General features: G+C 59.5%; 22 protein-coding genes. 10 read left to right on the top strand and 12 right to left on the bottom strand.

The genetic code is table 11. From position 1 onward, the window contains the following. Positions 1-86: 86 nt before the first annotated feature. The 4 genes from WA411_RS02175 (at position 87) to WA411_RS02190 (ending at position 5043) form a co-directional block, all read left to right on the top strand. Complete coding sequence (locus WA411_RS02175; protein ID WP_069182504.1) at positions 87-1028, top strand: helix-turn-helix transcriptional regulator; 942 nt, start codon at positions 87-89, stop codon at positions 1026-1028. A gap of 9 nt (positions 1029-1037) precedes the next feature. Then, the gene (locus WA411_RS02180; RefSeq protein ID WP_291905108.1) at positions 1038-2798 is read left to right on the top strand and encodes an ExeM/NucH family extracellular endonuclease; all 1761 of its coding nucleotides are present in this window, start codon (positions 1038-1040) and stop codon (positions 2796-2798) included. 133 nt (positions 2799-2931) lie between these two features. Beyond that, entirely contained in the window at positions 2932-3819 is an 888-nt protein-coding gene (locus WA411_RS02185; protein WP_209399332.1) for an alpha/beta fold hydrolase, read from the top strand. 156 nt (positions 3820-3975) lie between these two features. After that, positions 3976-5043, top strand: a complete 1068-nt coding sequence (locus tag WA411_RS02190; protein WP_136630959.1) for an AraC family transcriptional regulator — start codon at positions 3976-3978, stop codon at positions 5041-5043. On the opposite strand, the gene queE is transcribed toward WA411_RS02190, so the two are convergent. Continuing rightward, positions 5044-5700 carry a 7-carboxy-7-deazaguanine synthase gene (gene queE / locus WA411_RS02195; RefSeq protein WP_136630960.1) on the bottom strand — a complete coding sequence of 219 codons (657 nt, stop codon included), beginning with the start codon at positions 5698-5700 and terminating at the stop codon, positions 5044-5046. Then, positions 5700-6365 carry a 7-cyano-7-deazaguanine synthase QueC gene (gene queC / locus WA411_RS02200; protein ID WP_136630961.1) on the bottom strand — a complete coding sequence of 222 codons (666 nt, stop codon included), beginning with the start codon at positions 6363-6365 and terminating at the stop codon, positions 5700-5702. The genes queE and queC overlap by 1 nt, the downstream gene beginning before the upstream one ends. Before the next feature lie 185 nt (positions 6366-6550). Here queC and WA411_RS02205 point away from each other — a divergent pair, with 185 nt between their 5' ends. After that, the gene (locus tag WA411_RS02205; RefSeq protein ID WP_136630962.1) at positions 6551-7084 is read left to right on the top strand and encodes a 3'-5' exonuclease; all 534 of its coding nucleotides are present in this window, start codon (positions 6551-6553) and stop codon (positions 7082-7084) included. 15 nt (positions 7085-7099) lie between these two features. On the opposite strand, the gene WA411_RS02210 is transcribed toward WA411_RS02205, so the two are convergent. Continuing rightward, positions 7100-7354: a hypothetical protein gene (locus WA411_RS02210; RefSeq protein ID WP_227514442.1), complete on the bottom strand. Its 255-nt coding sequence runs from the start codon at positions 7352-7354 to the stop codon at positions 7100-7102. 532 nt (positions 7355-7886) lie between these two features. Here WA411_RS02210 and WA411_RS02215 point away from each other — a divergent pair. Beyond that, positions 7887-8159, top strand: coding sequence for a hypothetical protein (locus WA411_RS02215; RefSeq protein WP_069182498.1), 273 nt, complete (start codon positions 7887-7889; stop codon positions 8157-8159). A 26-nt stretch (positions 8160-8185) separates the two neighbouring features. On the opposite strand, the gene WA411_RS02220 is transcribed toward WA411_RS02215, so the two are convergent. From WA411_RS02220 to WA411_RS02230, 3 genes are read right to left on the bottom strand one after another with little or no spacing between them, the layout of a single operon-like run. Then, positions 8186-8599, bottom strand: a complete 414-nt coding sequence (locus WA411_RS02220; protein ID WP_069182497.1) for a response regulator — start codon at positions 8597-8599, stop codon at positions 8186-8188. Positions 8600-8613: 14 nt separating this feature from the next. Beyond that, on the bottom strand, positions 8614-9171 hold the full coding sequence (locus WA411_RS02225) for a hypothetical protein (RefSeq protein ID WP_069182496.1): 558 nt from the start codon (positions 9169-9171) through the stop codon (positions 8614-8616). Between the two features lie 33 nt (positions 9172-9204). Beyond that, positions 9205-12693 carry a response regulator gene (locus WA411_RS02230; protein ID WP_227549331.1) on the bottom strand — a complete coding sequence of 1163 codons (3489 nt, stop codon included), beginning with the start codon at positions 12691-12693 and terminating at the stop codon, positions 9205-9207. A 171-nt stretch (positions 12694-12864) separates the two neighbouring features. Here WA411_RS02230 and WA411_RS02235 point away from each other — a divergent pair, with 171 nt between their 5' ends. After that, a complete protein-coding gene (locus WA411_RS02235; protein ID WP_291905095.1) occupies positions 12865-13935 on the top strand; it encodes a hypothetical protein in 1071 nt (356 codons plus the stop codon). On the opposite strand, the gene WA411_RS02240 is transcribed toward WA411_RS02235, so the two are convergent. Further along, positions 13932-14183, bottom strand: coding sequence for a hypothetical protein (locus WA411_RS02240; protein ID WP_069182493.1), 252 nt, complete (start codon positions 14181-14183; stop codon positions 13932-13934). The two genes, WA411_RS02235 and WA411_RS02240, sit on opposite strands and share 4 nt — an antisense overlap. Before the next feature lie 196 nt (positions 14184-14379). On the opposite strand from WA411_RS02240, the gene WA411_RS02245 reads away from it, so the two are divergent. Further along, entirely contained in the window at positions 14380-14724 is a 345-nt protein-coding gene (locus WA411_RS02245) for a hypothetical protein (RefSeq protein WP_291905093.1), read from the top strand. A 10-nt stretch (positions 14725-14734) separates the two neighbouring features. Here WA411_RS02245 and WA411_RS02250 read toward each other — a convergent pair whose 3' ends face one another. Both WA411_RS02250 and WA411_RS02255 read right to left on the bottom strand, forming a co-directional pair. Beyond that, positions 14735-16021 (bottom strand): serine hydrolase domain-containing protein, encoded by a 1287-nt coding sequence (locus WA411_RS02250; protein ID WP_069182833.1) that lies wholly within the window; start codon positions 16019-16021, stop codon positions 14735-14737. A 126-nt stretch (positions 16022-16147) separates the two neighbouring features. Continuing rightward, complete coding sequence (locus WA411_RS02255; protein ID WP_227514441.1) at positions 16148-17335, bottom strand: GGDEF domain-containing protein; 1188 nt, start codon at positions 17333-17335, stop codon at positions 16148-16150. 214 nt (positions 17336-17549) lie between these two features. Between WA411_RS02255 and ybaK the strand changes: the two genes are divergently transcribed. Both ybaK and WA411_RS02265 read left to right on the top strand, forming a co-directional pair. Beyond that, complete coding sequence (gene ybaK, locus WA411_RS02260) at positions 17550-18020, top strand: Cys-tRNA(Pro) deacylase (RefSeq protein WP_291905087.1); 471 nt, start codon at positions 17550-17552, stop codon at positions 18018-18020. Between the two features lie 3 nt (positions 18021-18023). Then, positions 18024-19217, top strand: a complete 1194-nt coding sequence (locus WA411_RS02265) for a cation:proton antiporter (RefSeq protein ID WP_222465795.1) — start codon at positions 18024-18026, stop codon at positions 19215-19217. 94 nt (positions 19218-19311) lie between these two features. Here WA411_RS02265 and WA411_RS02270 read toward each other — a convergent pair whose 3' ends face one another. The 3 genes from WA411_RS02270 to WA411_RS02280 all read right to left on the bottom strand — a co-directional run bounded on the left by WA411_RS02270 (position 19312) and on the right by WA411_RS02280 (position 24833). After that, positions 19312-21555, bottom strand: coding sequence for an NADP-dependent isocitrate dehydrogenase (locus WA411_RS02270; RefSeq protein WP_069182488.1), 2244 nt, complete (start codon positions 21553-21555; stop codon positions 19312-19314). A 493-nt stretch (positions 21556-22048) separates the two neighbouring features. Next, the gene (locus WA411_RS02275) at positions 22049-24037 is read right to left on the bottom strand and encodes an acetoacetate--CoA ligase (RefSeq protein ID WP_291905081.1); all 1989 of its coding nucleotides are present in this window, start codon (positions 24035-24037) and stop codon (positions 22049-22051) included. Positions 24038-24053: 16 nt separating this feature from the next. Continuing rightward, the gene (locus tag WA411_RS02280; RefSeq protein ID WP_291905078.1) at positions 24054-24833 is read right to left on the bottom strand and encodes a 3-hydroxybutyrate dehydrogenase; all 780 of its coding nucleotides are present in this window, start codon (positions 24831-24833) and stop codon (positions 24054-24056) included. Between the last annotated feature and the right edge of the window lie 5 nt (positions 24834-24838).

The following is a 24838-nucleotide window of genomic DNA, read 5'->3' on the forward strand; positions in this document are numbered from 1 at the left end:
AAAACCTGCAAAGGCCGCCGCAGAGCGGTTTAACAGGGTTTTACATTAATGTGCCGTAACAGACCCTAAGGGCCGGAGCAGGTAACATGAAAGCGAGCTATTCATTGGACCGTGAGCGCCTGGTTATGAAAAAAACGGACTGGCCCATACGCTGGGATCTGCTGCTTCGCTACCGACTGATCGAAACCATTGCCCTGTGGGAAGGTCGCCTGACCACCAACCACATCTGCCACAGTTTCGGCATCGGTCGCCAGCAGGCGTCCAAGGACATCAACACCTATCTGCGCGAACTGGCGCCGGGTAATCTGGTTTATGACCGCCATCTGAAAGGCTACGTGCCGGCCGAGAAATTTCGTCCGGTGGTTACCCGTGGCGTGGTAAACGAGTATCTGGACCTGCTGGCCCGCCAGCAGAACCTGAGCAATACCTTTGAATCACTGAATATAGACCTGCCGGACAGCACCGTGGTTCAGGGCCCGAACCGGGTGATTGCACCGGAAACCATGCGTGCCGTGGTGACCGCCACACGCCAGGGCAGACAGTTGCGCGCCAGCTACGCCTCCCTGAGTCGACCTGAAGCGGTGGAAAGCATTCTGGAGCCCCACACACTGGTTTGTGCCGGCAATAGCTGGCACTTGCGTGCCTGGTGCGACTCCAATCGGGAGTTCCGGGACTTCGCCCTGAGCCGTTTCCGTACCTCGCCCGAGGCATTGCGGCAGCGGGCCAGGCACAGCCGGGAGCAGGACGAGCACTGGAACCGTGAGGTTACCCTGGTCGTTACGCCGGACAGACGCCTGACCGAAGCCCAGCAACAGATCATCGCCCGAGACTATGGCATGGAACATGGCCGCCTGGAGGTCGCCACCCGCGCTGCACTGGCTCCCTACGTACTGTCCCGCCTCGGAATTACATTCGACAACGAGCATCCGGATCCTCTGGTACAGCAGCTTGAACTGGCCAATCCGGACCAGCTGGGCTTTGGCAGCAAACGTGAACAGGCTCTGAAGGCCGTTGCCGGTCTCAGCTAAACTGCCGATGTGAATTCTAAAATTCGACGCTATTCCTATCTCTGCTTCCTGATTCTGCCGTTCCTGCCCATGGCGGCAACGGCGGAATCAGCCTGTGGCAAACCCGCAACACCAATTTCCGAAGTACAAGGGACCGGCTCGGCCTCACTTCTGACAGGCAAGACGGTCACGGTGGAGGGTATCCTGACTCAGGATTCCCGATCAGAAGGCGGGTTTGGCGGCTTCTATCTTCAGCAGGCCGACCACCAGACCGACAATGATCCCACCACGTCCGAGGCCCTGTTTGTCTATACCGACCGCAAGGTCGGCAAAACCGGCATGCGGCTGCGGGTTACCGGCAAGGTGAAGGAATACCACGGACTGACTGAACTGGTCGCGGTCCGGACCATTGATATGTGCGGACAGGAAGCGCTGCCGGCCGCCATTCCGGTGACGCTGCCGTGGACGGTGGATCCGGAACACCTGGAGAATATGAGGGTGACCTTCCGCCAGCCCCTGACGGTGGTCGACAACTACAACCTCGACCGCTACGGCGAGCTGGCGCTGGCGGGCGCCGATCAGATCCAGCCCACCGAGTACCTTACGCCGGGCGAGAGCGCCCACAGGGCATCCCTCCGCAACCGTCAGAACCGCGTACTGCTGGACGACAATCGGTCCATCAGAAATCCGAGGCCCATACCCTGGCCGCCCGAAGGTTTGTCCTCAGGATCCGTGCGCGCTGGCGACCAGATTACGGGGCTCACCGGGGTGCTGGACTTCCGTTTCGATGCCTGGAAAATCCAGCCCGCCCGGGAACCTGTCTTTCTGGATACCAACGAGAGAGAACCTGCGCCGGAGTCGCCGCCCGGTGATTCCGTGCGGATCATGGCGCTGAATCTCGGCAACTTTTTCAACGGCGATGGTCGGGGCGGCGAGTTTCCAACAACCCGGGGTGCCAAGACATTGGCAGAGTTTCAGCGCCAGCAACAGCGACTGGTGCAAACGCTACTGGCACCGGACCCGGACATTCTTGCGGTCACGGAACTCGAGAACGACGGCTACGGTCCGCACAGCTCCATCGCCAGCCTGGCCGATGCCCTGGGCAGCCCCTGGCGGTTTGTCAGCACGCCGGGCCAGGACGGCGATGACGAGATCCGGACCGGCTTGCTCTATCGCGGCGACCGGGTACGCACCATCGGTGAGCCTGAAAGGCTTACCAGTGGGCCTTTCGCATCCGCCGGTCGACCTCCGCTGGCCCAGGATTTCAGTCGTGTCGATGGTGAGACAAGGGTCCGGGTGATCGTGCCTCACCTGAAATCAAAATCCTGTCGGGGTGCCAGGGGGGATAATCGGGATGAGGCGGATGGCCAGGGCTGTTACGCCGGCCGGCGAACGGACGAAGCACAAGCGCTGGCCGAATGGCCCGGCATTGATAACGAAGGCCCCGATTCCGCCGGCACCCTGATTATCGGTGACCTGAACAGCTATGCCCGGGAACATCCCATTACGATGCTGGCAAGGGCGGGTTTTGTCAGCATGGTGCACCACTTTCATCCCTGCACCGTAACCAGCTGTCGCCAGTACACATACCGATACCGTGGCGCGAAAGGGTCGCTGGATTACGCCCTGGCCTCCGAGGGACTGAAGCCACGGGTTGTGGGCGCGCGAACCTGGCTGGTCAATGCCGATGAGCCCAGAGTTTTCGGTTACCAGAGCGACTTCGTGGTTGACGGTCAAGGGCCCTGGCGGTCAAGCGACCACAACCCGGTGATTGTCGACCTGGAGCTCTGAGCCCGAATCCTGTCCATTGCGGCTATCGGTTGGTTGCCCGTCCGCCGGAGCCTGCGGGCGTGTTGGCCAAGGCTCGGGAGGCCGATACCGGTAGACTGGCGACAAGACCCAAAACCGGTGATCGCTGACAACCATGAGAATCCCTGCACCCAACCTCTGGCCCGCTGCCCGCACAGGACAACGTTTTCTTCTTCAGGCTCGCCGCCGCACAGCGCTTGTGGATGGCCACAAGATGGTTTTCCTGGAGCGGGGCGCTCCCGGCTCGGGGAACCCTACCGTCGTGCTGATTCACGGCTTTGCCGCCATGAAAGAAAACTGGGCCCTGTGGCTGCAACGGCTGCCCAGGCACTGGCATCTGTTGGTACCGGATCTGCCTGGCTTCGGGGAGAGTGATTACCGGCCCCACGCCTGTTACCGCTATGAGACCCAGGCACGGCGACTGGAACAATGGCTTGCGGGCTTTAACACCAACGATATTCATCTGGCCGGCAGTTCCATGGGCGGTGCTATAGCCGCCGTGCTCGCCCACTCACTGGATCCGAAGCCCCGTTCGGTAACGCTGCTCAACAGCGCTGGAATCCCAGAACATAAGGATGTCGACATTCACGCGCCCCTGAGGTCCGACCGGGACGGCATCCTGATTCCAAAGGACTGGAAAGGCGTCTACCGCATGTTCAACAGCGTCGGCACCGGCAAGCCCACGGTCTCCGGGCTGGCCATGGCCGGCCTTCTGGGGCCGGACCTGCTGGGCCGCACCGACGCGCTGCGTCACATCTTCAGTGACATGGTGGCAGACGCATTGGCACCAGCGCGCTACCTGGGCCCCGACACACCGCCACTTCAGGTTCAGTGGGGTGATCGGGACGTGATCACCCCCACCCGCTGCATCGACTGGTTCGGCTCGGCCACGCCAGACGCGGAAATCCACGTATTCCGGGGCGTGGGGCACCTGCCCATGCTGGAGACACCCGCGCGATCCGCCGCGACTCTTGAGCGATTCGTCCACCGCCATGGCCGGTAAGCCGGTCAGGCCAAGTGTGCCTGCCAGCTATTGATTGGCCTTTCAGGCCATTTATTTCGTCAGTGGAGTCATGGGGGAACGGGCCGGTAGCCGCCATAATCGTTGAAACTGCGCGCTCTGCGACATAACAAGAACAGAATAAGACGAGGAACCCCCATGCGAGCCTCCGTTTCAACGGCACAGGACCTGGGCATGCCGGCCATTTATCTGCATCTGTTGGCCGAACTGCTGAATACCATCGGCGTTGATGAACAGGACCTTCTGCTTCGGGTCGGACTCGACCCGGCCCGCCTGCAATCCACCGATCTGCGGGTCAGTCAGACCCAGGCCAGCGAATTTGTTACCCGGGCCATCATCGAAAGCGGCGAACCGGGGCTCGGGATCATGCTGGCACGGGAACTGAAGTTGCCACTGCACGGCGCCCTGGGTACGGCGGTCATGAGCAGCCGGACCCTTGGCGATGCCATGGAGCTGATGACCCGGTACCTGACACTGCGGGTACCCCATCTTCAGGTCTGCAAAAGGGAAACCGGAAAACTGGCCTGGTACATTGTCAGTTGTGACATCGATCTCGGCCCCCTGCAAGGATTTATCATGGACGCCATGCTGTTCGGATGCGTTTCAATGGGCGCACAACTGACTGGCTCGGTGGTTGATGGGTTGCGAATTGTGCGCCGGGGCCCGGAGCCGGCGTATTTCCATCGGTTCCGACCACAGATCCCGGTACCCGTAGAGTTTGGTGCCACGGAGAATGCCCTGGTGATCCCCACCGCGCGCCTGGACCTGCCCGTGCGCTTTACCGACGATCAACTGGCCGCCTCATCCAAAGCTCAGTGCGAGGAGGCCCTGCGGCAGCTGACCGAAGATGCCGGATTTGCCTGCCGGGTTCGGCGGGTGATCGAAACCAGCCACCCCTTCCCCCCGAAACTGGCCAGGGTTGCGGGCACCTTGTTCGTCTCCGAAAGGACGCTCAAACGCCGGCTGCAGGAGGAAGAAGCCAGCTTCCAGCAGCTGGTGGACCAGGTTCGGCTGGAGCGGGCACAGGATCTGCTCCGCAGCACCGGCATGAATCTGAGCCAGATTGCAGATGCCCTGGGCTACGCCGATGCGGCGAACTTCACCCGCGCCTTCAAGCGCTGGACGGGGGCCAGCCCCAGCCACTACCGAAGCGCGCCCACCCGCTCCGCCTCGACGCCCGCGGAGCGGTCACTGGCCACCGGGTGATCAGTCGATCCCGATAATCTTGTGCATCTGCAGGGTGAGACGCCACTGGGGGTGAGCAAGACAGTAATCGGTAGCGCGGCGGGTGTTGCTTTGCTTGATCTCATCCACCGCCGTTTCCGGCATTGAAGGTGAGGCCATCGGCGACAGGAAATAATGGCTCGCGCGGATGCCGAGGAATCGCTCCGGCATCGCCAGGGGCTGCGGATAAACCAGCTTCAGCTCGTCACAGGCCTCGATAACCACAGGGGCATCGGCCTTGGGACTCACGCAGAGCCAGTCAATGCCTTCGGGGGCTGGCAGGGTACCATTGGTCTCTACCCCGACCTCGAACCCTTCCCGATGAAATGCCTCAATCAGGGGGGCATCCAGCTGCAGCAGGGGCTCGCCGCCGGTGCAGACCACGTAGGGCTTGCCGGGTGCGTCCGGCCAGAGATTCCGTATGTGACGGACAAGGGCTTCCGCTGTCTCAAAGCGGCCGCCATTCTGGCCATCCGTTCCCACAAAATCGGTATCACAGAAATTGCAGACCGCACCGGCACGGTCTTTCTCGCGTCCGGTCCAGAGATTGCACTTGCTGAAACGGCAGAACACAGCAGCACGGCCCGCCTGGGCACCTTCGCCCTGAAGGGTGTAAAAGGCTTCCTTTACCCGGTACATCAGCTGGCGTCCTCGTAGTCCAGAGGATCATCCACACCATTGGCGGCAAACGCTTCCAGCCGCTCAACGCACGACCCACAACGACCACAGGCCTGTTCACGGCCGTTGTAACAGGTCCAGGTCTGGGAATAATCCAGGCCCAGACGGAGACCTTCGGCCAGGATCTGGCCCTTGTCCATGGCCATGAAGGGCGCCTCAATGGCCACCGGTTCGTAGTTGGCAACCCGGCAGACCGCGTCCATTTTTTCGACGAATTCCGGGCGACAGTCGGGGTAGATGGCATGGTCGCCACCGTGAGCGCCGTACCACACAGCACCGGCTCCCGCCGTCACGGCGTAACCGGTTGCCAGCGACAGGAGGATCATATTGCGATTCGGCACCACCGTCGCTTTCATGCTGTCTTCCTCATAGTGACCTTCCGGTACATCGAGATCCGAGGTCAGCGATGAACCGGCCATCACCTCACTCATGGCGCGGATGTCGATCACTTTGTGGGGAATACCCAGCGACTCACACACCGAACGCGCGCACTCCAGCTCCCGGACGTGACGCTGCCCGTAGTTGAACGACAGCGCATGAACCTGATGCCCACGTTCCCTGGCCAGATGCAGCAGAGTGTAGGAGTCCATGCCTCCGGAATAGATTACAACCACGGTGTCTGTCATTCGGGCTCCCCGTATGGTGCGATTGGGTTTGGGCTGGTTTACTGTCGCGCCCGTTGCCTGTTGCTGTCATCGGGCTTTTACAATGAATGGACATATTGTAACAGTGCAGGCACAGGTTGGGTTCGCGTCTCGGTTGCGGGGCGGGTAAACTCTGCGAAAAACAACTCATCAGCTACACTGACTCCATGACCACTATCCAGCCGGCATTCATCGATTTCGAGGCATCCAGCCTTGATCTGATCGCGAGCTACCCCATTGAGGTGGGGATCTGCATGCCAGACGGCACCCTTCATAGCTGGCTGATCTGCCCCCATGTCCTCTGGCAGGACTGGTCGGAAAGCGCTGAGCAGATTCACGGGATTACCCGCCAGACTCTGGAGGCGGACGGCATTGCCGTCGGTGAGGTGGCGAGGGCGCTCAATGAGCTTTTGCCGGCGCAGGTTTTTTGCGATGCCTGGACGTTCGACAGCTTCTGGCTGCACCGGTTGTTCAGGGCTGCCCGCATCACTCCGGCATTTCAACTTGAGTCGATTTCAGCCCTGTTGGATACCCAACAGGTACGCCAGTGGTCGGCGATTCGCCAGCAGGTGATTACCGAACTTGGCCTGCCAGTGCACCGGGCGGCAAATGACGCCCTGATCCTTCACAAAACCTGGGAACGGATTGCCCTCGACCATGAAGCCATGGTGCCGTTAACGGGTCAAAGCCGCCAGGCCTGAGGCGGTTTCAGGCGATCAGTGCCTGACGTGGCGGACCCGCAATGCGATGACTTCAAGACCGTCCCGAAGGGTATTCAGCGTCCAGTAGGTAACCAGCGCCATCAGCGCGGCCCCTGTTACTGTAAACACCAGATTCTCACCCACAACCTGCTCCTTGGCGGCGAACAGGTAAAGGCCCAGGGCAACAATCAGGGCGAGCTCGATCAATGCGTGCGAACGGAATTTTCTACTGGCAGATCCGGCGTCGTCGGACATTTTGCTAGGTTTCAACCTCTGTCTTTGTCTGGCAATGAATTAAAAGATATTGTGCAAATTATCGCCAGAACAGAGAAGAACATCTGTACGAAGTAGTGGCTACGAAGATTCCACTACCCAAAAAAAAACGCAGCCATAAAGGCTGCGTAGAAAGGAGAGATCCATTGACTGCCTGGCGCGGCAGGCAGTCAGGATTGCACAACGTAAAACACGTGACGCTGCGCATTATGGCAAGCGCTCCTGGCGCCGTCTGTAGGGGTTTGCCGAAGAGTAAGACCTATTGCAAACCGCCCGTTAGCCTATACACTGGTAGTCGAACCGAAACATAAGAGCCGGTATGACCAGAATGATTCCACAGTTTATTGCTTACCCAGCAGCAGGTTGCCATGCAGTGCAGTCTGTTCGCGCCATGGTGAAAGACATCTAACGGCTTTCGGTCAGTCCCGGGAGCCTTCGTAGCGACCGGGTCAGATTCTCCGCGAAACCCCGGTTGCTTCAGGCGCCGGGGTTTTTGTTTTTGCAGCCGCAAAACGACAAGGAGAACATCATGAAAAGACATCCGACAACTCGCGCAGCAAACCAGCCCATGAACAATCGTCAGGGCCCGATCAAGCGCCCGGAAAAGCTGCCGCTGCTGGATGCAATTTGTAAAAAACTGAATCAGCGCGTCAACCTGGACGACGAACAGCGGGTGCTGGGTGTTTACGAGCGGGGCTGGATCTTCAAAGGCGTTCTGGGCAACCTGAACGACGCAGAGGCACGGTACGTGAGAGCGTTGGCTACCCGCTACAATTCCTGGATTGCAAAGCAGGTCGCCTGATTCGACTCCTGCAGGGTCTGAACCGGTCAGTGGCGCCGGTTCAGACCCTGCATCATTGCCATGTCGCCACCGTGAACCATGGCGTAGTTATTCACCACATCGTGGATCTTTTCCTGGGAATAGGGCTTGACCACGTAGCCATTAGCGCCGGCACTGATCGCCCGTTGAATACTCTCTATGGAATCGTCCGCCGTCACCAGCACAATGTGCTGCTCTTCGCGGGCATCCTTGAACTCCAGCATCAGCTCGTGGCCGTCGCCATCCGGCAGGCCCAGATCCAGCAGGATAATCTGAAACTCCCCAGCCTTGAAGGCGGCCCTGGCTGACGCCGCATCGACACACTCGATCACCTTGGTTGCACCAGCCTTGTAGAGCATATCCACCAGCCGCTCGCGCATCACCGGCTCATCTTCCACTACCAGTACTCTCAGATCCGTCATGGGGGTTGCTCCTGTCAAGCTGTCGGGTCGTTGCCGGTGCGCCGGGGCAGATCCAGTGGCGCCGGGCGAGGTTTACCCATTTCGCTGTCGCCAGACCAGGCCGAGCTCTCGTCATTCACGGTTCTCGCCTCTTCCATGCCAAATCGTGTGAGGATATTGCTGATGCTCACCGCCGTTGTATACAGAGAAATGGCAATAATCAGAAGGATCGGCTGAACAAAGGTCACGAAAGCGGGCACCTCTGCGCTCCCCAGTATACTCAATATCAGGATGATTGCCGGGCCCAGCACCACAAACAGGGTCAGCGCGATGAAGAAAACGATCCGCTCCTTGTAACGCCCGAGATCCCGATTGGTCACCAACCCGAGGACGAACTTGCCGATAGCAAGGCCCGCGAGAATGGCGGCGGCGATACTCAGGTCCGGTCGAAGCAGGGTTTCATAAAGCCGACCTTCCCACAGCCTTTGCATGCCAATGATCAGAAACGGAAACAGCACAAAAAGGATGTCTGCGTAGGTTCCGTACATCATGCTCAGGGAATGGTGTTCTCGGCGTTCCGGCAATTCACTCATCGGGTTATTCCTGTTGGTTGTTCTCGACACACATCAGCCCGGGGCCTTTGCCGCAGTTAGGGCACGATCTATCATTTCACCGAGCCCCCGGAGTTCGCTGCGAACCCGGTCCCAGTCCGGTTCGGTGACTTTTACCAGGTCTTCCAATACACCCGCCTGTCGGGTCATCAGCGGATAGCCCATGGCCCCCGCCGTGCCCTTGATCTGGTGGGCTTCGGTTTTCATTGCTTCCCGATCCGCTGTCGCCAGGGCGTCTTCCATCCGCGCCCGGCGTGCGGCCAGGCCGTCAAGAAACTGTGCAACCAGATGGGCAATTTCGTCATCCTCGCTGGCGTCCGCTCCGGCAACCGCACCAGCACCAAGCAGTCGATCCAGCAGGGACGTCAGGTGGGACTGATCGATGGGCTTGTTCAGCACCCCGTCACAACCGGCATCAAGCAGAGCATCGGTTTCCTGCTGATCACCAGCCGTAAAGGCAATCACCGGCCGCCGGAACCCGGCCTGGCGCAGCAACCTGGTTGCAGCGACCCCATCCATCCCGGGCATGTGACGGTCCATCAGAACCAGATGAACGGTATCGGACAGCGCCGTCCGGACCGCTTCGTCGCCAGTGGTAACCGACAGCACATCCAGACCCGCCCGGCGTAGCATGCGCTCCACCAGCTGCCGGTTCTCGGTATTGTCCTCGGCAACCAGCACCTTGCCCTGATAGCGCGGCGCGGGGCTCTCGACAAACTCCTGGGCAACGGAGAGATACCGGGCCAGGGCTTCATAGAACCGCTGCTTGTCGATGGGCTTGGCCAGATGCTCATTGCAGCCCGCCAGCCGATAATCGGCAATGTCTTCAGACATCACATTCGCAGTCAGGGCAATCACCGGCGTATTCACCCCGGCCTCGCGGAGGGCCGCCGTGGCATCGCGGCCGTTCATCACCGGCATCTGGATATCCATCAAGATCAGATCAAAAGGCTCGCGAATGGCAAGCTCCAGGGCTTCAGCGCCATTACTTACATGCACCAGCTCCGCGCCGGTTCGCGACACCAGCAGGGACACAAGACGCCGGTTCACGTCGTTGTCTTCAGCGCACAGGATTCGCCCGGACAGTCTCGGAGCGACCACCATGGGTATGGCCCTGCGGCGCTGGCTCAACTCAGACGCATCGCGCAGGAAATGCACCGAATCCAGTGGTCCGGTCCGGATCGACAGCTCAAACTCACTGCCCTCGCCATAGGTACTGTTAACCCGGATACTGCCGCCGAGCATTTCCGCGAGACGCCTTGAGATACTGAGCCCGAGACCGGTACCGCCATACTGTCTGGAAATGGCAGCGCTACCCTGGGCAAACGGATCGAAGAGCCTTCCCAGTTGTTCCGGCTTCATGCCAATGCCGGTATCCACCACCCTGGCCACCAGCAGTTCCTGCTCGCGATCGCAGCGGACCACCAGGGAGATGGAACCCTTATCGGTAAATTTCAGGGCATTACCACACAGGTTGATGATGATCTGGCGCAGCCTGGTGGGGTCGGTGAGGACCTGTTCCGGCAAGGGGTACTCGCAGATAATACTGAAATCCAGCCCCTTTTCCCGGGCCCGGGGGGCGAAAAAGGCCCGGATTTCATCGAGGAGTTCCGGCAGATTGACCGAGACGATATCCACATCCAGTTTGTTGGCGTCGATCTTCGAATGGTCGAGGATGTCGTTGACCAGGTCCAGCAGATGACGACCACTGCGCACCACGGTCTCTGCGCTGCTCCGTTTCTCCGGATCACTGAGGTCCGGATCAAGCAGGGTTTCACCGTAACCAATGATCGCCGCCAGCGGTGTGCGTATCTCATGGCTCATATTCGCCAGGAACTGACTCTTGGCCTCGGCCGAGTTTCGGGCCAGCTCCTTTTCGAGCCGCTCCTGCTCGCGCTCCCTCTCGATTCGCTGCCGGTTGTGACTCTCCGTAGCATCAATGCAGGTGCCTTCCAGGTGAGTTGGATCGCCGTCGCTGTCATAAACCGTATGGAGCGAGATGGTGGCCCAGCGCTCGTCGCCGTCCCGGGTCAGGTATCGGGCCTCTATGCCCTTGACTGTCCCCCGGGCCTCCAGCTGTTCGATCACCAGCCGCCGGAGGCGGTCATCGGCGATGCAGGTTTCCAGCACGTCCGGATTCCGTTTGAGCAGTTCGCGGCTGCTGTTGTAGCCCAACAGGCGCGCCATCGCCGGATTGGCAGTAACGAATCGCCGGTCCGGAGACATCTGGAAGACACCCTCAATGGCATTGTCGAACAGCGACTGGTAGCGCTGAAGATTCGACAACGCCCGCTGGCTCCAGCCCAGCGCCTCGCCCTGAACCTGTTTGATCCGGTCGGCCAGGGCAAACGAGAACAGAATAATCTGTGCGGTCAGACCAAACTGGGGCGAGTAGGCAGTGAAGGTGTTCAACGGCAAGATACCCATCACCGTCAGGGCGTAGATACCGAAGCCCACCAGGGCCAGTGTCCAGGCAAAGAAGTAGGAACGGGCCGCCGGGTTGTAATAACGCCAGGACAGGTAGCTGACCACAATCAGGATCAGGCTCAGCAGCACGGAGCCAACCACAATCCATTCCATGGCCACGTGGTAGGGCAGGAACAGGGATAGCACAAAGGTCGCAACCACCGAATAGAGACAGAGGCGGATCACCTGGTCCAGGTCGGCAGACCGCTCCCGGGTCTCCAGCAGTGACCGTGCCATCAACAGGCCCCAGAACCAGGTCAGGATGATCTGGAAGTGCAGGAACTGCTTGTCGAACAGGGCGGGGCGGCTATCCAGCAACTGGATACCGTGGACCTGTTCGGTGAAGATAAAGGTGGTCGCGAATATCAGATAGAGCACGTAATAGATATTGCTTCGCTCACGCACCGAAACCGCGACGAAAAGGTTGTAGGCGAGAATGGCGAGCACCGCACCGAGCAGAATGCCCCGAACCAGCTCATCCACAGAGACTTTTTCAATATAGCTGTCCGGGTGCCAAAGACTGATTGGTAAACGGAAGGTGTTGGTGTTAACCACCCGGAGATAGACGTGGCTCAGCGAATCGGGTGCCAGGGAAAGTCGGAATGTGGGATTGGGCACCGCCAGGTCCCGTTCCCGCCAGTTGTCCTCGTAACCGGCCTGGCGTTGCTCGACCAGGTCACCGTCACGAACCATGAACAGGGCGACTTCATCCACCAATGGCAGGGCAAGCTCCAGGATCCAGCCGTTTTGGTCCAGGCTTCCGGCAGAACGCAGGTCGAGGCGCACCCAGTATGCCGACTCGGTGTAGCCCAGGTTCAACACCCCACCTTCGTGGCGGGTAAAGGCACCCGATTCGAGTTGGCGAACCTCCTCAAGTGAGAGCGACTGCCCGGGATCCTCCAGGTACCAGATACAGCCGCCCAGATCGCGGATGCTCTCGACACCTTCATCAAGGACAATCTCGCCATCACGGCAGGGCACGGCTGCACTGGCCGGGGACGGCATCATCGCCGTGGCCAGAAGCAGCAGGGCCACCATAAAAGACGTCACCGCTGGGAGCGCCAATTCAAGCCATTGCCGCAAAATGTGATCTCCGCGAGGGTAGATACCTGTTTTTTGTTTTACTGTCAGTAACCGCGCCGGGCAATACCGTCCTGGTGACTCACTTTAGCCGTTTACACCGTTTTCCGCACCCCGGGGCCTTCTGAAATGAGACATTCCTGCATTTTCGCCGCTGTTTCCATGACCACGCTTGCCCTGGCTGGCTGCGGACTTGAGGATACCGGCCCTTCCGCGTTCAATCCGGCCACCAATGTCGACCTGACCTTCTCGAGTTTCGACCTCCAGAACACCGAGGTGGCCCCGGACAACCTGAGTTACACGCGTTTCTGGGACTTTTACAGGGGCATCCAGCCCGCGGCAGAAGACTCCGACGACCTGGCGACCACCAGCGAAATACGTGGTCACATCGAGATTTTTACCCGCGCCACGGCAACCGACTCCGGCACCAGCTATGACAGCGTGCGCAATCCGCTGGACCTGATGAACCAGGTGCTCGCCTCAGGCGAAGTCACCAACTTCCAGGAGGGCAAGCGGTACATCAGCCAGCGCATTGCCGATGATGCCGCAGGCACCTACAACACCCGGGGCAACGGTGCCCAGATCCGGTTCACAGACCAGTCGGCGGTGATTGCGGATCTGCCGCTGAACGATCAACTCTGGATCTATCCCACCCTGGACTGGCGCTACCTGCCGGATGGCCCGGGGGGGTCGGATCTCGACAACAAGGTGTATCGCACAATCCAGTACGTCAGCCGGAGCGTGGCGGAAGACGAACAGGCGGCCCAGCCGGAACTGGTCAGTGTGCTGGCAGGAAGCCGGTTTGATGCCAACAGTTTCATGACTCTGGGCTACAGTCCAACCGAGTTCGCCACGGCCGACTTCCTGAGCCGGAATCACGGCAGCATTGAATTGCGCCAGGATTTCATTGACGAGAACACCGACACGCTGTTTATCAAGAACGACGATGCCGAAGTCATCGCGCTGGACCGCTATCCGGGATACACGCGGGAGGACAACCATCCCGACTGCCTGAGGATCGAGCTGGACTACAACATGGAGCAGGTGAGAATTTTTGCCTCGGATGGCGAGCCCGCCCGCATTGACGATCCCGATTCAACAGACGAGCAGGACACCATTGCCAATCCGGACAATTGCACCTATCAGGAAGACGCGGACGCGATTACCAGCTGGACAACGGTGCCTGTCGCCGGGCGCTAGCGGGCGCCCCCGTCCCTGAGATCCCAGTTTTGCAGGAAACCTTTCTTGCGGTCGATCATACGTTCATAGGTGGAAATCATGATGGCCGCGTGGGGCGCTTTGACCAGACGGAGGGTTTCAATCCGGCGTTCGAGCCGTTCGACTTCCGAGCGCACCTGCTGATGCACGTGATGACGGACACTGTCGTGGTGGTCCAGTTTAACCTCGCGGGAGGCTTGCTGGTGGCTGGGGGGTGCGGGCTTGTCCATTCGGCTTCTCGTCCATTGAGTCGTGAAAGATCCTTATCCCATCACGCAAGTTTGCACAACTGTCTGACAGAGTGCAATTAAAATGAATAGAGTTTCATTTTTGTTTTCTGTCGTGATGGTCTTCCTGTCATTCACACGACCGAAGCCCTGCTATAGTTCCCAGTAGATACAACATTGCCCACCGACAGGAGCTCTCATGACCCAGACATCCGTGGCGGATACCCTCCGTGAATATCTGTCGCTGCTGGAACTTCTGGACGACGCCTACTGGGAAGCCAGCAGCATTCACCACAAGGACATGCTGTACGACATCATCAGCATCTTCAGCCAGGAAGTGGCCGAGATAAACAAGCTCAGCACCCAGGACCACCACTACCCCTATGAGGTCATTACCGAGGGCATCCGCCGGGTCGTACCGAAACTGGAGCGACTCGATGAAAACCGCGAGGACGTGATCCAGCGCACCCAGACTCTGACCGATTTCCGCGACATCCTGTCGTCAGTTCTGGGCATCCTGGAAGCCCAGCTCCGGACCCTCTGAACGAAACGACTCAGGCGGCGATCAACGGCCGCCGGTGTTCCGGTATCAGCGGAAAGCGGTTACCCACGGTATAAACGAACTTCGCGAGCGCCGGCAGATGGTGGCCGACAATCGGGATACCCGTGTTCAGGAGGCTGACCGAAATATCACGGGCAGCGTCTGCCCAGCACAGCTTGTTGATCAGACCTACGTGCCCAAAGGCAAACCGGCTATTCTGGCCCCAGAGCCCCACCGGATTGCCACCAAGCATCATGCCGGCACTGAAACGCATGGGCACCATCATGGTACGGTCGATCTGCAAGGAACCGAACTGCTGAATGGCCCGGCGAATGGTGATTTCGCTGCAGATTCTCCGGCCGTTCCAGAGCCCGCCGTTCAGCATCATCTGGAAGAAACGACTCATTTCCTCTGCCGTCCCGCACAGGTTTCCCGCCGGAATCACCGCTTCCTGGAACCGTGGATCGTTGGTCACCTGCGCCACTGTGCGGATATCGCCGCCAAGTGCCCGGTTGACCACCCAGGACACCGGGAACCGGGGCGTTGGACCCGTCGCGTAGTTGGAAGCCAGATCATTCAGGTGCTCGGGCGTAATGCCGTAGGTAAACCACTTCATACCCATGGGGCGACGCAGGTGTTTATCGAGATAATGCTCGATGGTATCGCCGGTCACGCGTTCCAGTACCCGCTGAAGTACGAAGCCGCCGGTGATCGCGTGATAGGCCACCTTGGCGCCATCAACCTCCACCGGTCGCGCGGCACAAAGCAGGCGCCAGATTTCGTCGTTGTCCCAGAGCACATCTATCGGCGTTTCCCGCGGAATGGCGGGAATGCCACCACGGTGGGAAAGAATCTGGTGAACGGTGATCGTCCGTTTGCCGTTCACCCCGAACTCCGGGCAGTAGTAGGACACCGGATCCATCAGGTTCACCAGCCCCTGCTCGGCCAGCATATGCATCAGCAGCGCGGTAACTGCTTTGGAGGCAGAGAAGTAGCAGATCGGGGTATCGGTGGTCATCGGGACTTTGACCGCATCTCGCGGATCATGAGGGCCGTTACCACTGGCATGGCCGATGGCCCGGTGCAGGACATGTTCGCCCCTGTGACGAATGGAGATCTGAATCCCCGGATGGACGCCGGTCCGGTAAAGGCTCTGGACGCTGCGCCACAGGGCATCGACGGTTTCCTGGCTGACGCCTGCAGCAGCCGGGTTTTCACCAGCGGTGTCACGGAAAGTGACGGTTTCAAGGTCCTCGGGAATCTGGCTGGTGTGGAGGGCACGGCGGGCAAGTCGGTTCATTTTTTTCAAACCTTTTTCAGTAACTTGTTGTTTTTCTATCTTCAGAGAAACCGACCCGTTGTACATTGGCCGGGACGCAATCGGGCGGACGTCAGCACCTCCATCTTATCCGGAACGAAGGTCTCATTATTGATTATGGACCCGGTCGTGCAGGTGCGCCATGGCAACACAATTGCGACCGCGTTCCTTGGCCAGATACATGGCCGTGTCGGCCGCGGCACAGAGCGCGGAGGCAGTCTGTCCGTGATCGGGATAGACCGCAATACCGACGCTGATGGTCAGGGGCACCGTCTGGCCATTCCCAAGCGGCTGCGGCTCGTCGGCCACTCTGCGACGGAGCCGCTCGGCCGTCTCACGGGCCTCTTCAAGATCCATCTCCGGCAAGACGATAACGAACTCTTCACCGCCGAACCGGCCGATGGTGTCGACGCTGCGCACACTCCCCAACAACAGGCGGCTGATGGACCGGAGAACCGAATCCCCGGCGGCATGGCCAAAGGTGTCGTTCACATCCTTGAAATGGTCAAAATCAACCCAGAGCACGGCCATGGGTCTCTGATAACGCCTGGCCCGCTCCAGCTCCTCCTCCAGAACCCTGGACATTTCGCGGCGGTTGAACAACCCGGTCAACGGATCCCGTGTGGCCAGTTCCTCCAACTCATTTTCAAGGGTCTTGCGATCGGATATGTCCAATACGATACCCTCGAGCACAACCGAGCCATCTTCCTCCTCGACGCCGCGGCCACGCTCCCAGACCCAGATGCGGCTGCCATCCTGGCGGGTAAGGGCATATTCCAGTGAGAAAGATTCGTCCTTGTCCAGCGCCGCCTGCACCTCAGCCACAATCCGCTCACTGTCCCCGTCATCCATCAGGCTGGCATAGCTGGCCACCCGGTTATTGATCAGATCTTCCGGCTCATAACCAGTGAGGCGGGCACACCCCTGGGAAACAAACAACATGGTCCAATGGGGATCATACCGGCACCGGTATGCCATGCCGGGGAGGTTATCCATCAGGACCTGTAGCTGACGCTCTCGCTTGCGCAGGGCCTGGCGCTGATTGTGCTGCAGAGTAAGCAGGGCACGGTCCTTGGTAAGCTGACGCAAAAGGACCACAAACAGCACAAGGCCCGTGGTCAGGACAAAGAGGAAACCCTTCCAGGTCTGAACCAGGGACAGGGTTTGAGGGTCGGGGAACCAGGCCTCAGCAGCAGTATCGGAAAAAGCAATCCATGCAAAGCCGGCAATCAGATAGACCAGCGCAGCCCACCCAGCTCGCCGCAGGGGTGTCCGGTTTTCGTTCAATCTTGTCATTCCTTGAGAGTCTGGCCGCTGAGGTACCATGAACACACAGCCATGGGGTTTGAACATTTATAATGTACGAAAAATAGTCACAACAGAACGTTAAGTCGAGTGACAAATGTCATGCTCGGTAAAATCGTGCGTTACCCCCCGGCCCCTGGCAGTTGTTGCAGTGCCGCTTAGCTGCTTTAATTCCCGATCTCTGTCCCCCATGGAGGAGTCGAGCATGACGCCAGGCATTAACGCGGCGCGCAAGGCCGCAGTGCCCCACACGATTCATGAATATGAACACGATCCGGCCAGCGAGAGTTATGGCATCGAGGCAGCCGAGAAAACCGGTGTGGAGCCGGCGCGGGTGTTCAAAACGCTCGTTGTGTCTATCGACGGCAAGGAACTGGTAGTGGGCATCGTGCCGGTGACCGCCATGCTCAACATGAAACTGATTGCCCGGGCAGCGCGCGGAAAGAAAGCCGCCATGGCTGAAAAAGAAGCGGTTGAACGTACTACCGGCTATGTTCTGGGTGGCGTGAGCCCACTGGGGCAGAAGAAGAAGCTGAAAACCTTTATCGACGACTCAGCCCTGGAGTTCGACACGATTTATGTCAGCGCCGGGCGCCGGGGCCTGGAAATTGAGCTTGCACCCCGGGATCTGGCCACATTGGTGAACGGCGGTTTTTTCCCACTCCACCAGGAGTAAGCCTTGAACCACGCAACGGACCTGCTATTGATCGGCGGCACCCTGCTGCTGGCCCTGGCCGCGCACGGCATCGGCCAGCGCATTCATGTGCCCAGAGTCACCCTGCTGCTGTTGCTTGGCGCGCTTGCCGGACCGGATCTGCTGGATCTTCTGCCACCGGGCGCCGACGCCCACTTCGGATTCATTACCCAGTTAACCCTGGCCATGGTCGGCTTCCTGCTGGGTGAACGGATGGCGGTGAAGAACCTGGCAGATGGGCGCGAGGCGGTGATCGTCAGCCTCGCCGTCACCCTTGTAACAGCGGCATTTGTTGCCGTCGCAGTCTGGCTGGTTACCCGGAATCTTGCCGCTGCCCTGCTGCTTGGTTCCATCGCAACGGCAACGGCGCCGGCGGCAACCCTGGACACGTTGAAGGAAGCGGGCGCCAATGGCCCGTTGACCCGTCTGGTCTTCCAGGTCGTCGCGATTGACGACGCCTGGGGCGCGATCCTGTTCAGTGTCACCCTGGTCGGCGCCCAACTGCTACTTGGAAATGGCGATACCGGGCTCTCAACCCTCGGGATCGGATTTCTGGATGTCGGAGGCGCGGTTTTGCTGGGCATGGTCCTGGGTCTGCCCATGGCCTGGCTCACCGGCCGACTGCGGCCCGGTGAGCCCATGTTGCTGGAGTCTGCCGGTTTTGTCTTCGTCGCCGCCGGTATTGCGTCGTTTCTAGGCCTCTCTTATCTGCTTACCTGTATGACCCTGGGCATCGTTGTCGCCAACCGCGCACGGCATCATGTTCGGCCATTCCGCTCGATTGAAGGCATCTCCGAACCCTTCCTGGCTCTTTTCTTTTTCATGGCCGGCTACCAGCTTGAATGGGCGATGCTGCCAACCCTTGGTGCGCTGGGCCTGGCCTATGTTGCCGCCCGGATTGCAGGCAGGCTGGCAGGCGGAAGGTTCGGCGGCTACCTGGCCGGTTCCGAACCCCATACCCGTAAACGGATCGGTGCCTGCCTGATGCCGCAGGCCGGCGTTGCCCTTGGCCTGGCACTTCTGGCCACAGAGCGGCTGCCGGAGCTGACTTACATTTTGCCTCTGGTGATTGGCGCCACGGTGATTTTCGAACTGGTGGGACCACCGCTCACGCTGATCCAGTTGCGGCGTGCCGGCGAAACCGGCAAAGGCTACCAGGACGAACCGGACGAAGACTGACCCTGGCGCTGGCCACAGAAAAGCCGGAGAACCCGTCAGGTTTGTCCGGCTTTTCCTGCACCCAGAGCCTTGCCCGGGATGCGTTATCGCTGACTTACTTTACAGATGCACGGGCATCTTCAAGGATCTTGTTCAGCGTGGCACTGGGCTGCATCACTTCGCAGACCTTTTCCATCGGCGGGTGGTAGTAACCACCGATATCCGCGGGGTGACCCTGGACCACGGTCATTTCCTCCAGGATCTTGTCCTTGTTCTCCTCCAACTGTTTCGACAGCTTGGCGAAGAATTCCTTCAGTTCCTTATCGCTGTCCTGGTTGGCCAGCTCTTCCGCCCAGTAGCGGGCCAGGTGGAAGTGGGAGCCCCGGTTGTCCAGCTCGCCAGTGACGCGGGACGGCGACTGGTTGTTTTCCAGCAGACGCTCGGTGGCCTTGTCCAGGGTCTGCCCCAGCAGGCGCGCCCGCTCGTTATCCTGTTTCTCACCCAGTTCGTCCAGGGACACCGCGGTGGCCAGGAATTCACCCAGGGAATCCCAGCGCAGGTGGTTTTCCTGAATCAGCTGCTGCACGTGCTTGGGCGCGGAACCGCCGGCACCGGTCTCGTACAGGCCGCCGCCGTTTAGCAGCGGAACGATGGAAAGCATCTTGGCGCTGGTGCCCAGCTCCAGGATCGGGAACAGGTCGGTGAGGTAGTCACGCAGAACGTTACCGGTCACGGAAATGGTGTCCAGACCGCGGATCAGACGCTCCATGGTCCAGCGGATGGCGCGAACCGGCGACATGATGCGGATATCCAGGCCTTCGGTGTCGTGATCCTTCAGATAGGTGTTCACCTTCTTAATCAGCTGCGCATCGTGGGCACGCTCGTCGTCGAGCCAGAACACCGCCGGCATGCCAGTGGCACGGGCGCGATTGACCGCCAGCTTGACCCAGTCACGGATCGGCAGGTCTTTCGTCTGGCAGGCGCGCCAGATGTCGCCTTGCTCGACGTTATGCTCGGTCAGCACAGTACCGTCTTCGGCAACGATGCGAACAACACCGTCTTCCTTGATTTCAAAGGTCTTGTCGTGGGAGCCGTATTCCTCGGCTTTCTGCGCCATCAGACCAACGTTCGGCACGGTACCCATGGTGGTGGGATCGAAGGCGCCGTGGGTCTTACAGAAGTTGATCACTTCCTGGTAGATGGTGGCGTAGGTGGACTCCGGCATAACTGCCTTGGTGTCCTTGAGCTTATTGTCCCGGGCCCACATCTTGCCGGAGTTACGGATCATGGCCGGCATGGACGCATCAACGATAACGTCACTGGGGACGTGCAGGTTGGTGATGCCCTTGACCGAATCCACCATGGCGATTTCCGGACGATGCTCGTAGCAGGCGTGCAGGTCTTCCTGGATCTGCTCCTGCTTGGATTCCGGCAGCTGCTTGATCTTCTCGACCACGCTGGACAGGCCGTTGTTCGGGTTCACGCCGATCTCGTCGAACAGGTCGCCGTACTTGTCGAACAGGTCCTTGTAGAAAACCTTTACCGCGTGCCCGAATACGATCGGGTGCGAGATTTTCATCATTGTGGCTTTGACGTGCAGGGAGAACATAACACCGGTGTTCTCGCAATCGGCAATAGCGTCCTCGAAGAACTTCACCAGCGCCTTCTTGCTCATGAACATGCCGTCCAGCACTTCGCCTTCCTGCAGCGGCAGGTCGGACTTCAGAACCGTCTGCTTGCCCTGTTTGTTCTCGAACACGATGTTGGCTTTAGTGGCCTTGTCGAGAGTTACAGACTGCTCACTGGAGTAGAAATCGCCACCGCGCATATGGGCCACGTGGGTACGCGACGCAGGGCTCCATTCGCCCATGGTGTGCGGGTATTTTCGGGCAAAGGCTTTTACCGCGGCCGGCGCACGACGGTCGGAGTTGCCCTCACGCAGTACCGGGTTTACGGCACTGCCCAGTACCTTCGCGTAGCGGGACTGGATTTCTTTCTCTTCGTCGGTCTTCGGGTGCTCGAGGTACTCGGGCACCTTGTAACCCTGCTCGTTCAACTCCTTGATGGCGGCACGGAGCTGGGGAATGGACGCAGAAATGTTCGGCAGCTTGATGATATTGGCGTCCGGGTCCTTGGTGTATTCACCCAGTTCAGCCAGCGCATCCGGAACCCGCTGATCTTCTTCAAGATAATCCGGGAAGTTCGCCAGAATACGCGCCGCGAGAGAGATGTCGCTGGTTTCGAATTCGATACCAGCCGGCTTGGCATAGGTTTCCAGGATGGGAAGAAGCGACCGTGTTGCGAGGGCTGGGGCCTCGTCGGTCAGTGTGTAGACAATCTTGGCTTTGGATGATGTCATTTTCGTCCTCAGGCTAATGGGTGGGTTCAGGACGGTCATGGCGGGGTCAGGCGTCTTTTGAACGTCCGACCTGGGCAATGACTGATTAGGAACTTTTGATAGACCTACTAAGATACCATTTTTTCGTTAATTTTGGTTACGATCTTAGTATAAGAACGGACTAAAAATGCCTGATCTTCGGTTACAAGACGATGAAATGGCGGGAATTTACGAAACTTTCTAACATTGCTTCGGAGTGGACGCAGGGCGGGTAAAGCCTCCCAAAACACGCTCCTTGCGGCACATCCCTGTGGCGCTTGGGCTCCGCCATCCATGGCTCCGCACAGTTTTGGGAGGCTTTACCCGCCCCGCTATTCAAGCTTTTCAGTTGGGTTCCGAAAGACGAGTTTGGCCCGCCTTCGGTGGTTGATTGTCAACAAAATAAGCCTCAAACCGACAGTAGGTCGGATTAGCCAGCGGCGTAATCCGACAACCACCCTCAGATTTCAGACCTTCAATCGGGCAACAACCCAACCTCAGCCAACCGCTCCCGAATATGATCCAGCGCCTCGGGATTCCCCAGGGCGTCCCGGTTGTCGGCCTTTTTCGAGCCGTTGATCAACCGGGCCACTGCCAGTTCCACTTTCTTGCCACTGCGGGTGTACGGAATGTCGTTCACCTGCACGATGTGCTTGGGCACGTGCCGTGGGCTGGCGCCTTCGCGGATTCGGCTCTTTAGCTGTTTCAACAGGTCGTCGGTGATTTCCTGGCCATCGGCCGGAACCACCAGCAGAACCACTTCCACGTCGCCGTCGATCTGGCGGCCAACTACGAGGCTGTCTTTGACCTCCGCGACGGTTTCCACCTGGCGGTAGATTTCTGCGGTGCCGATGCGGACGCCGCCCGGGTTCAGGGTGGCGTCGGAGCGGCCGTAAATGATGGCGCCGCCGTGTTCGGTGAATTCGATGAAATCACCGTGCGCCCAGACGCCGGGGAAGGTGTTGAAGTAGGCATCCTTGTAACGCTCACCATCCGGGTCCTGCCAGAAGCTGACCGGCATGGACGGCAGCGGCTGTCGGCAGACCAGTTCGCCCCGGCCTTCGCTGACCGGCTGGCCGTCGTCACCATAGGCGACAGCATCGACCCCGAGGAAGCGGCACTGGATTTCGCCGCGACGCACGGGCAACAGCGGCGTTGAGCCTACGAAGCAGCCACAGATGTCAGTGCCACCGGCGATGGAACCGAGCAGGGCGCCGGGGGCGCCGTCGCTGTAAACCCAGTCATAGTCTTCTGGCAGCAGCGGGGAGCCGGTGGAAAACACCACTCGCAGGTTGCTCAGGTCCAGGGTTTTTGCGGGCTGAAGTTCGCCTTTGCGGCAGCCGGCGATGAATCTTGCGCTGGTGCCGAAGTGGGTGACTTTTTCCTCCGCCACGGTGTCCCACAAGAAGTTAAGGCTCGGGTAACCCGGGGAGCCATCCACGGTGATCACGGCTGCGCCGGTCATCAGGGCGGAGGCCTGCCAGTTCCACATCATCCAGCCACAGGTGGTGAAGTACAGGAACCGATCTTCAGGACCAACGTCGCCATGGAGCATCAGTTCCTTGGCATGATTGACCAGCAGGCCGGCGTTGCCATGTACGATGCACTTGGGTTTGCCAGTGGTACCGGAGGAATACAGGATATAGACCGGGTGATCCGGGGGCAGCGGCGTGAATGATGGCGCATTGCCTTTGCCGTAGGCCAGTACGTCGTCCCAGGTGGTCACCAGGTCACCGGCAATCGGGGGCTCGTCCGGCAATTGCTGGACACTGACAACCGATTTGAGCGTGGGCAGCCCGGCAATCAGCTCTGCGAAATCCTGCTGACGGGCGAATACCTTGCCGCCATAGCCGTAGCCATTCACCACGATCAGCGCTGACGGTTCAATCTGGCCAAAGCGGTCAAGAATGGCCCCAATGCCAAAATCGGGGGAGGCAGAACTCCAGATGGCACCCATGCTTGTCGCAGCGAGCATTCCAACAAGGGCTTCGTAGCCATTGGTGACAACGCCGGCCACACGGTCGCCCTGCTGAATACCCTTGTCACGCAGGAAAGCTTCCAGGGCACCCGCGTCCGCTTTGAGTTGTGCGTAGGTGCGGCGCAAAACCGGGCGTGTTTCGCAGTACGCTACCACCGCTTCCCGATCTGCGTGTTCGCCGTCCGCCAGCCGAAGCAGGTTGGCGGCAAAGTTCAGCTTCATACCCGGGAACCATTCGGCGCCCGGCATTTCACGCTTGCCCAGTACTTTCTCGGCCGGGGTATCGCAGACCAGGCCGCAGTAGTCCCAGACTTTCTGCCAGAAGGTTTCCAATTCATCAATGGACCACTGGTGCAAGGCATGGTAATCGGCAAAGGGACCGAAGCCCTGCTGCTCCAGCCAAGCCTTGAATTGGCCCATGCGGGAATTGGCCAGGGTGTCTGCCGACGGAGACCAGACTACGGGTGATTGTTCTTCATTGCTCATCCATATCTCCTGAATGTTACTGCATATGCCAGCCATGGCTGACCACGATAGACTGGCCAGTCAGGGCGGCAGAGGGGAATGCGGCCAGATGAACGGCCAGCTCTGCCACGTCTTCCAGGGTGGTGAACTCCCCGTCCACAGTGTTCTTGAGCATCACTTTACTGATCACTTCCTCTTCGGAAATGCCCAGCTCCTTGGCCTGCTCCGGGATCTGCTTGTCCACAAGGGGCGTGCGCACGAATCCGGGGCAGATAATATTGCTTCGCACCCCGTGTTCCGCGCCCTCCTTCGCCACTGCTCTGCACAGCCCCAACATGCCGTGCTTGGCAGCAACGTAGGGTGCTTTCAGGGGCGAGGCCTCCAGAGAATGCACCGACCCCATGTAGAGCATGGTGCCCCCGCCGCTCTCATACATGTGCTTGAGTGCCGCGCGAGTCACCAGGAAGGCGCCATCGAGATGCACATTCATGACTTTGCTCCAGTCGGAATAGGCAAGTTTGTGCACCGGGTCGATGTGCTGGATGCCAGCATTCGCGATAGCGATATCCAGGCCACCCCACTGTTTAACCACAGAGTTGACGTTTACGTCAACTGCATCTTCATCAGTCACATCCATTTCAAGGGCAATCGCAGTGCCGCCAGCCTGCTCAATAGCCGCCACAGTATCCTGCGCCGCCTCCATGGTAAGGTCAGCCACCGCAACCTTGGCGCCTTCGCGGCCATAAGCTTCGGCAATGGCCCGGCCGATGCCGCGACCGGCACCGGTAATCAGGGCAATCCGGTTTTCCAGACGCATTGTTA

Origin of the sequence: Marinobacter sp. CH_CUG1437-1, from assembly GCF_037029655.1 — a bacterium.
GTDB lineage: Bacteria > Pseudomonadota > Gammaproteobacteria > Pseudomonadales > Oleiphilaceae > Marinobacter > Marinobacter salsuginis.

Excerpts from the sequence above, each read along its gene's own strand:
- WA411_RS02245 (WP_291905093.1), top strand. The coding sequence starts at position 14,380 with ATGACCCAGACATCCGTGGCGGATACCCTCCGTGAATATCTGTCGCTG.
- queC (WP_136630961.1), bottom strand. The coding sequence starts at position 6,365 with ATGACAGACACCGTGGTTGTAATCTATTCCGGAGGCATGGACTCCTAC.
- WA411_RS02185 (WP_209399332.1), top strand. The coding sequence starts at position 2,932 with ATGAGAATCCCTGCACCCAACCTCTGGCCCGCTGCCCGCACAGGACAA.
- WA411_RS02220 (WP_069182497.1), bottom strand. The coding sequence starts at position 8,599 with ATGACGGATCTGAGAGTACTGGTAGTGGAAGATGAGCCGGTGATGCGC.
- WA411_RS02270 (WP_069182488.1), bottom strand. The coding sequence starts at position 21,555 with ATGACATCATCCAAAGCCAAGATTGTCTACACACTGACCGACGAGGCC.
- queE (WP_136630960.1), bottom strand. The coding sequence starts at position 5,700 with ATGTACCGGGTAAAGGAAGCCTTTTACACCCTTCAGGGCGAAGGTGCC.
- WA411_RS02235 (WP_291905095.1), top strand. The coding sequence starts at position 12,865 with ATGAGACATTCCTGCATTTTCGCCGCTGTTTCCATGACCACGCTTGCC.
- WA411_RS02175 (WP_069182504.1), top strand. The coding sequence starts at position 87 with ATGAAAGCGAGCTATTCATTGGACCGTGAGCGCCTGGTTATGAAAAAA.
- WA411_RS02275 (WP_291905081.1), bottom strand. The coding sequence starts at position 24,037 with ATGAGCAATGAAGAACAATCACCCGTAGTCTGGTCTCCGTCGGCAGAC.
- ybaK (WP_291905087.1), top strand. The coding sequence starts at position 17,550 with ATGACGCCAGGCATTAACGCGGCGCGCAAGGCCGCAGTGCCCCACACG.
- WA411_RS02240 (WP_069182493.1), bottom strand. The coding sequence starts at position 14,183 with ATGGACAAGCCCGCACCCCCCAGCCACCAGCAAGCCTCCCGCGAGGTT.
- WA411_RS02250 (WP_069182833.1), bottom strand. The coding sequence starts at position 16,021 with ATGAACCGACTTGCCCGCCGTGCCCTCCACACCAGCCAGATTCCCGAG.
- WA411_RS02230 (WP_227549331.1), bottom strand. The coding sequence starts at position 12,693 with ATGGTGGCCCTGCTGCTTCTGGCCACGGCGATGATGCCGTCCCCGGCC.
- WA411_RS02255 (WP_227514441.1), bottom strand. The coding sequence starts at position 17,335 with ATGACAAGATTGAACGAAAACCGGACACCCCTGCGGCGAGCTGGGTGG.
- WA411_RS02280 (WP_291905078.1), bottom strand. The coding sequence starts at position 24,833 with ATGCGTCTGGAAAACCGGATTGCCCTGATTACCGGTGCCGGTCGCGGC.
- WA411_RS02215 (WP_069182498.1), top strand. The coding sequence starts at position 7,887 with ATGAAAAGACATCCGACAACTCGCGCAGCAAACCAGCCCATGAACAAT.
- WA411_RS02225 (WP_069182496.1), bottom strand. The coding sequence starts at position 9,171 with ATGAGTGAATTGCCGGAACGCCGAGAACACCATTCCCTGAGCATGATG.
- WA411_RS02190 (WP_136630959.1), top strand. The coding sequence starts at position 3,976 with ATGCGAGCCTCCGTTTCAACGGCACAGGACCTGGGCATGCCGGCCATT.
- WA411_RS02205 (WP_136630962.1), top strand. The coding sequence starts at position 6,551 with ATGACCACTATCCAGCCGGCATTCATCGATTTCGAGGCATCCAGCCTT.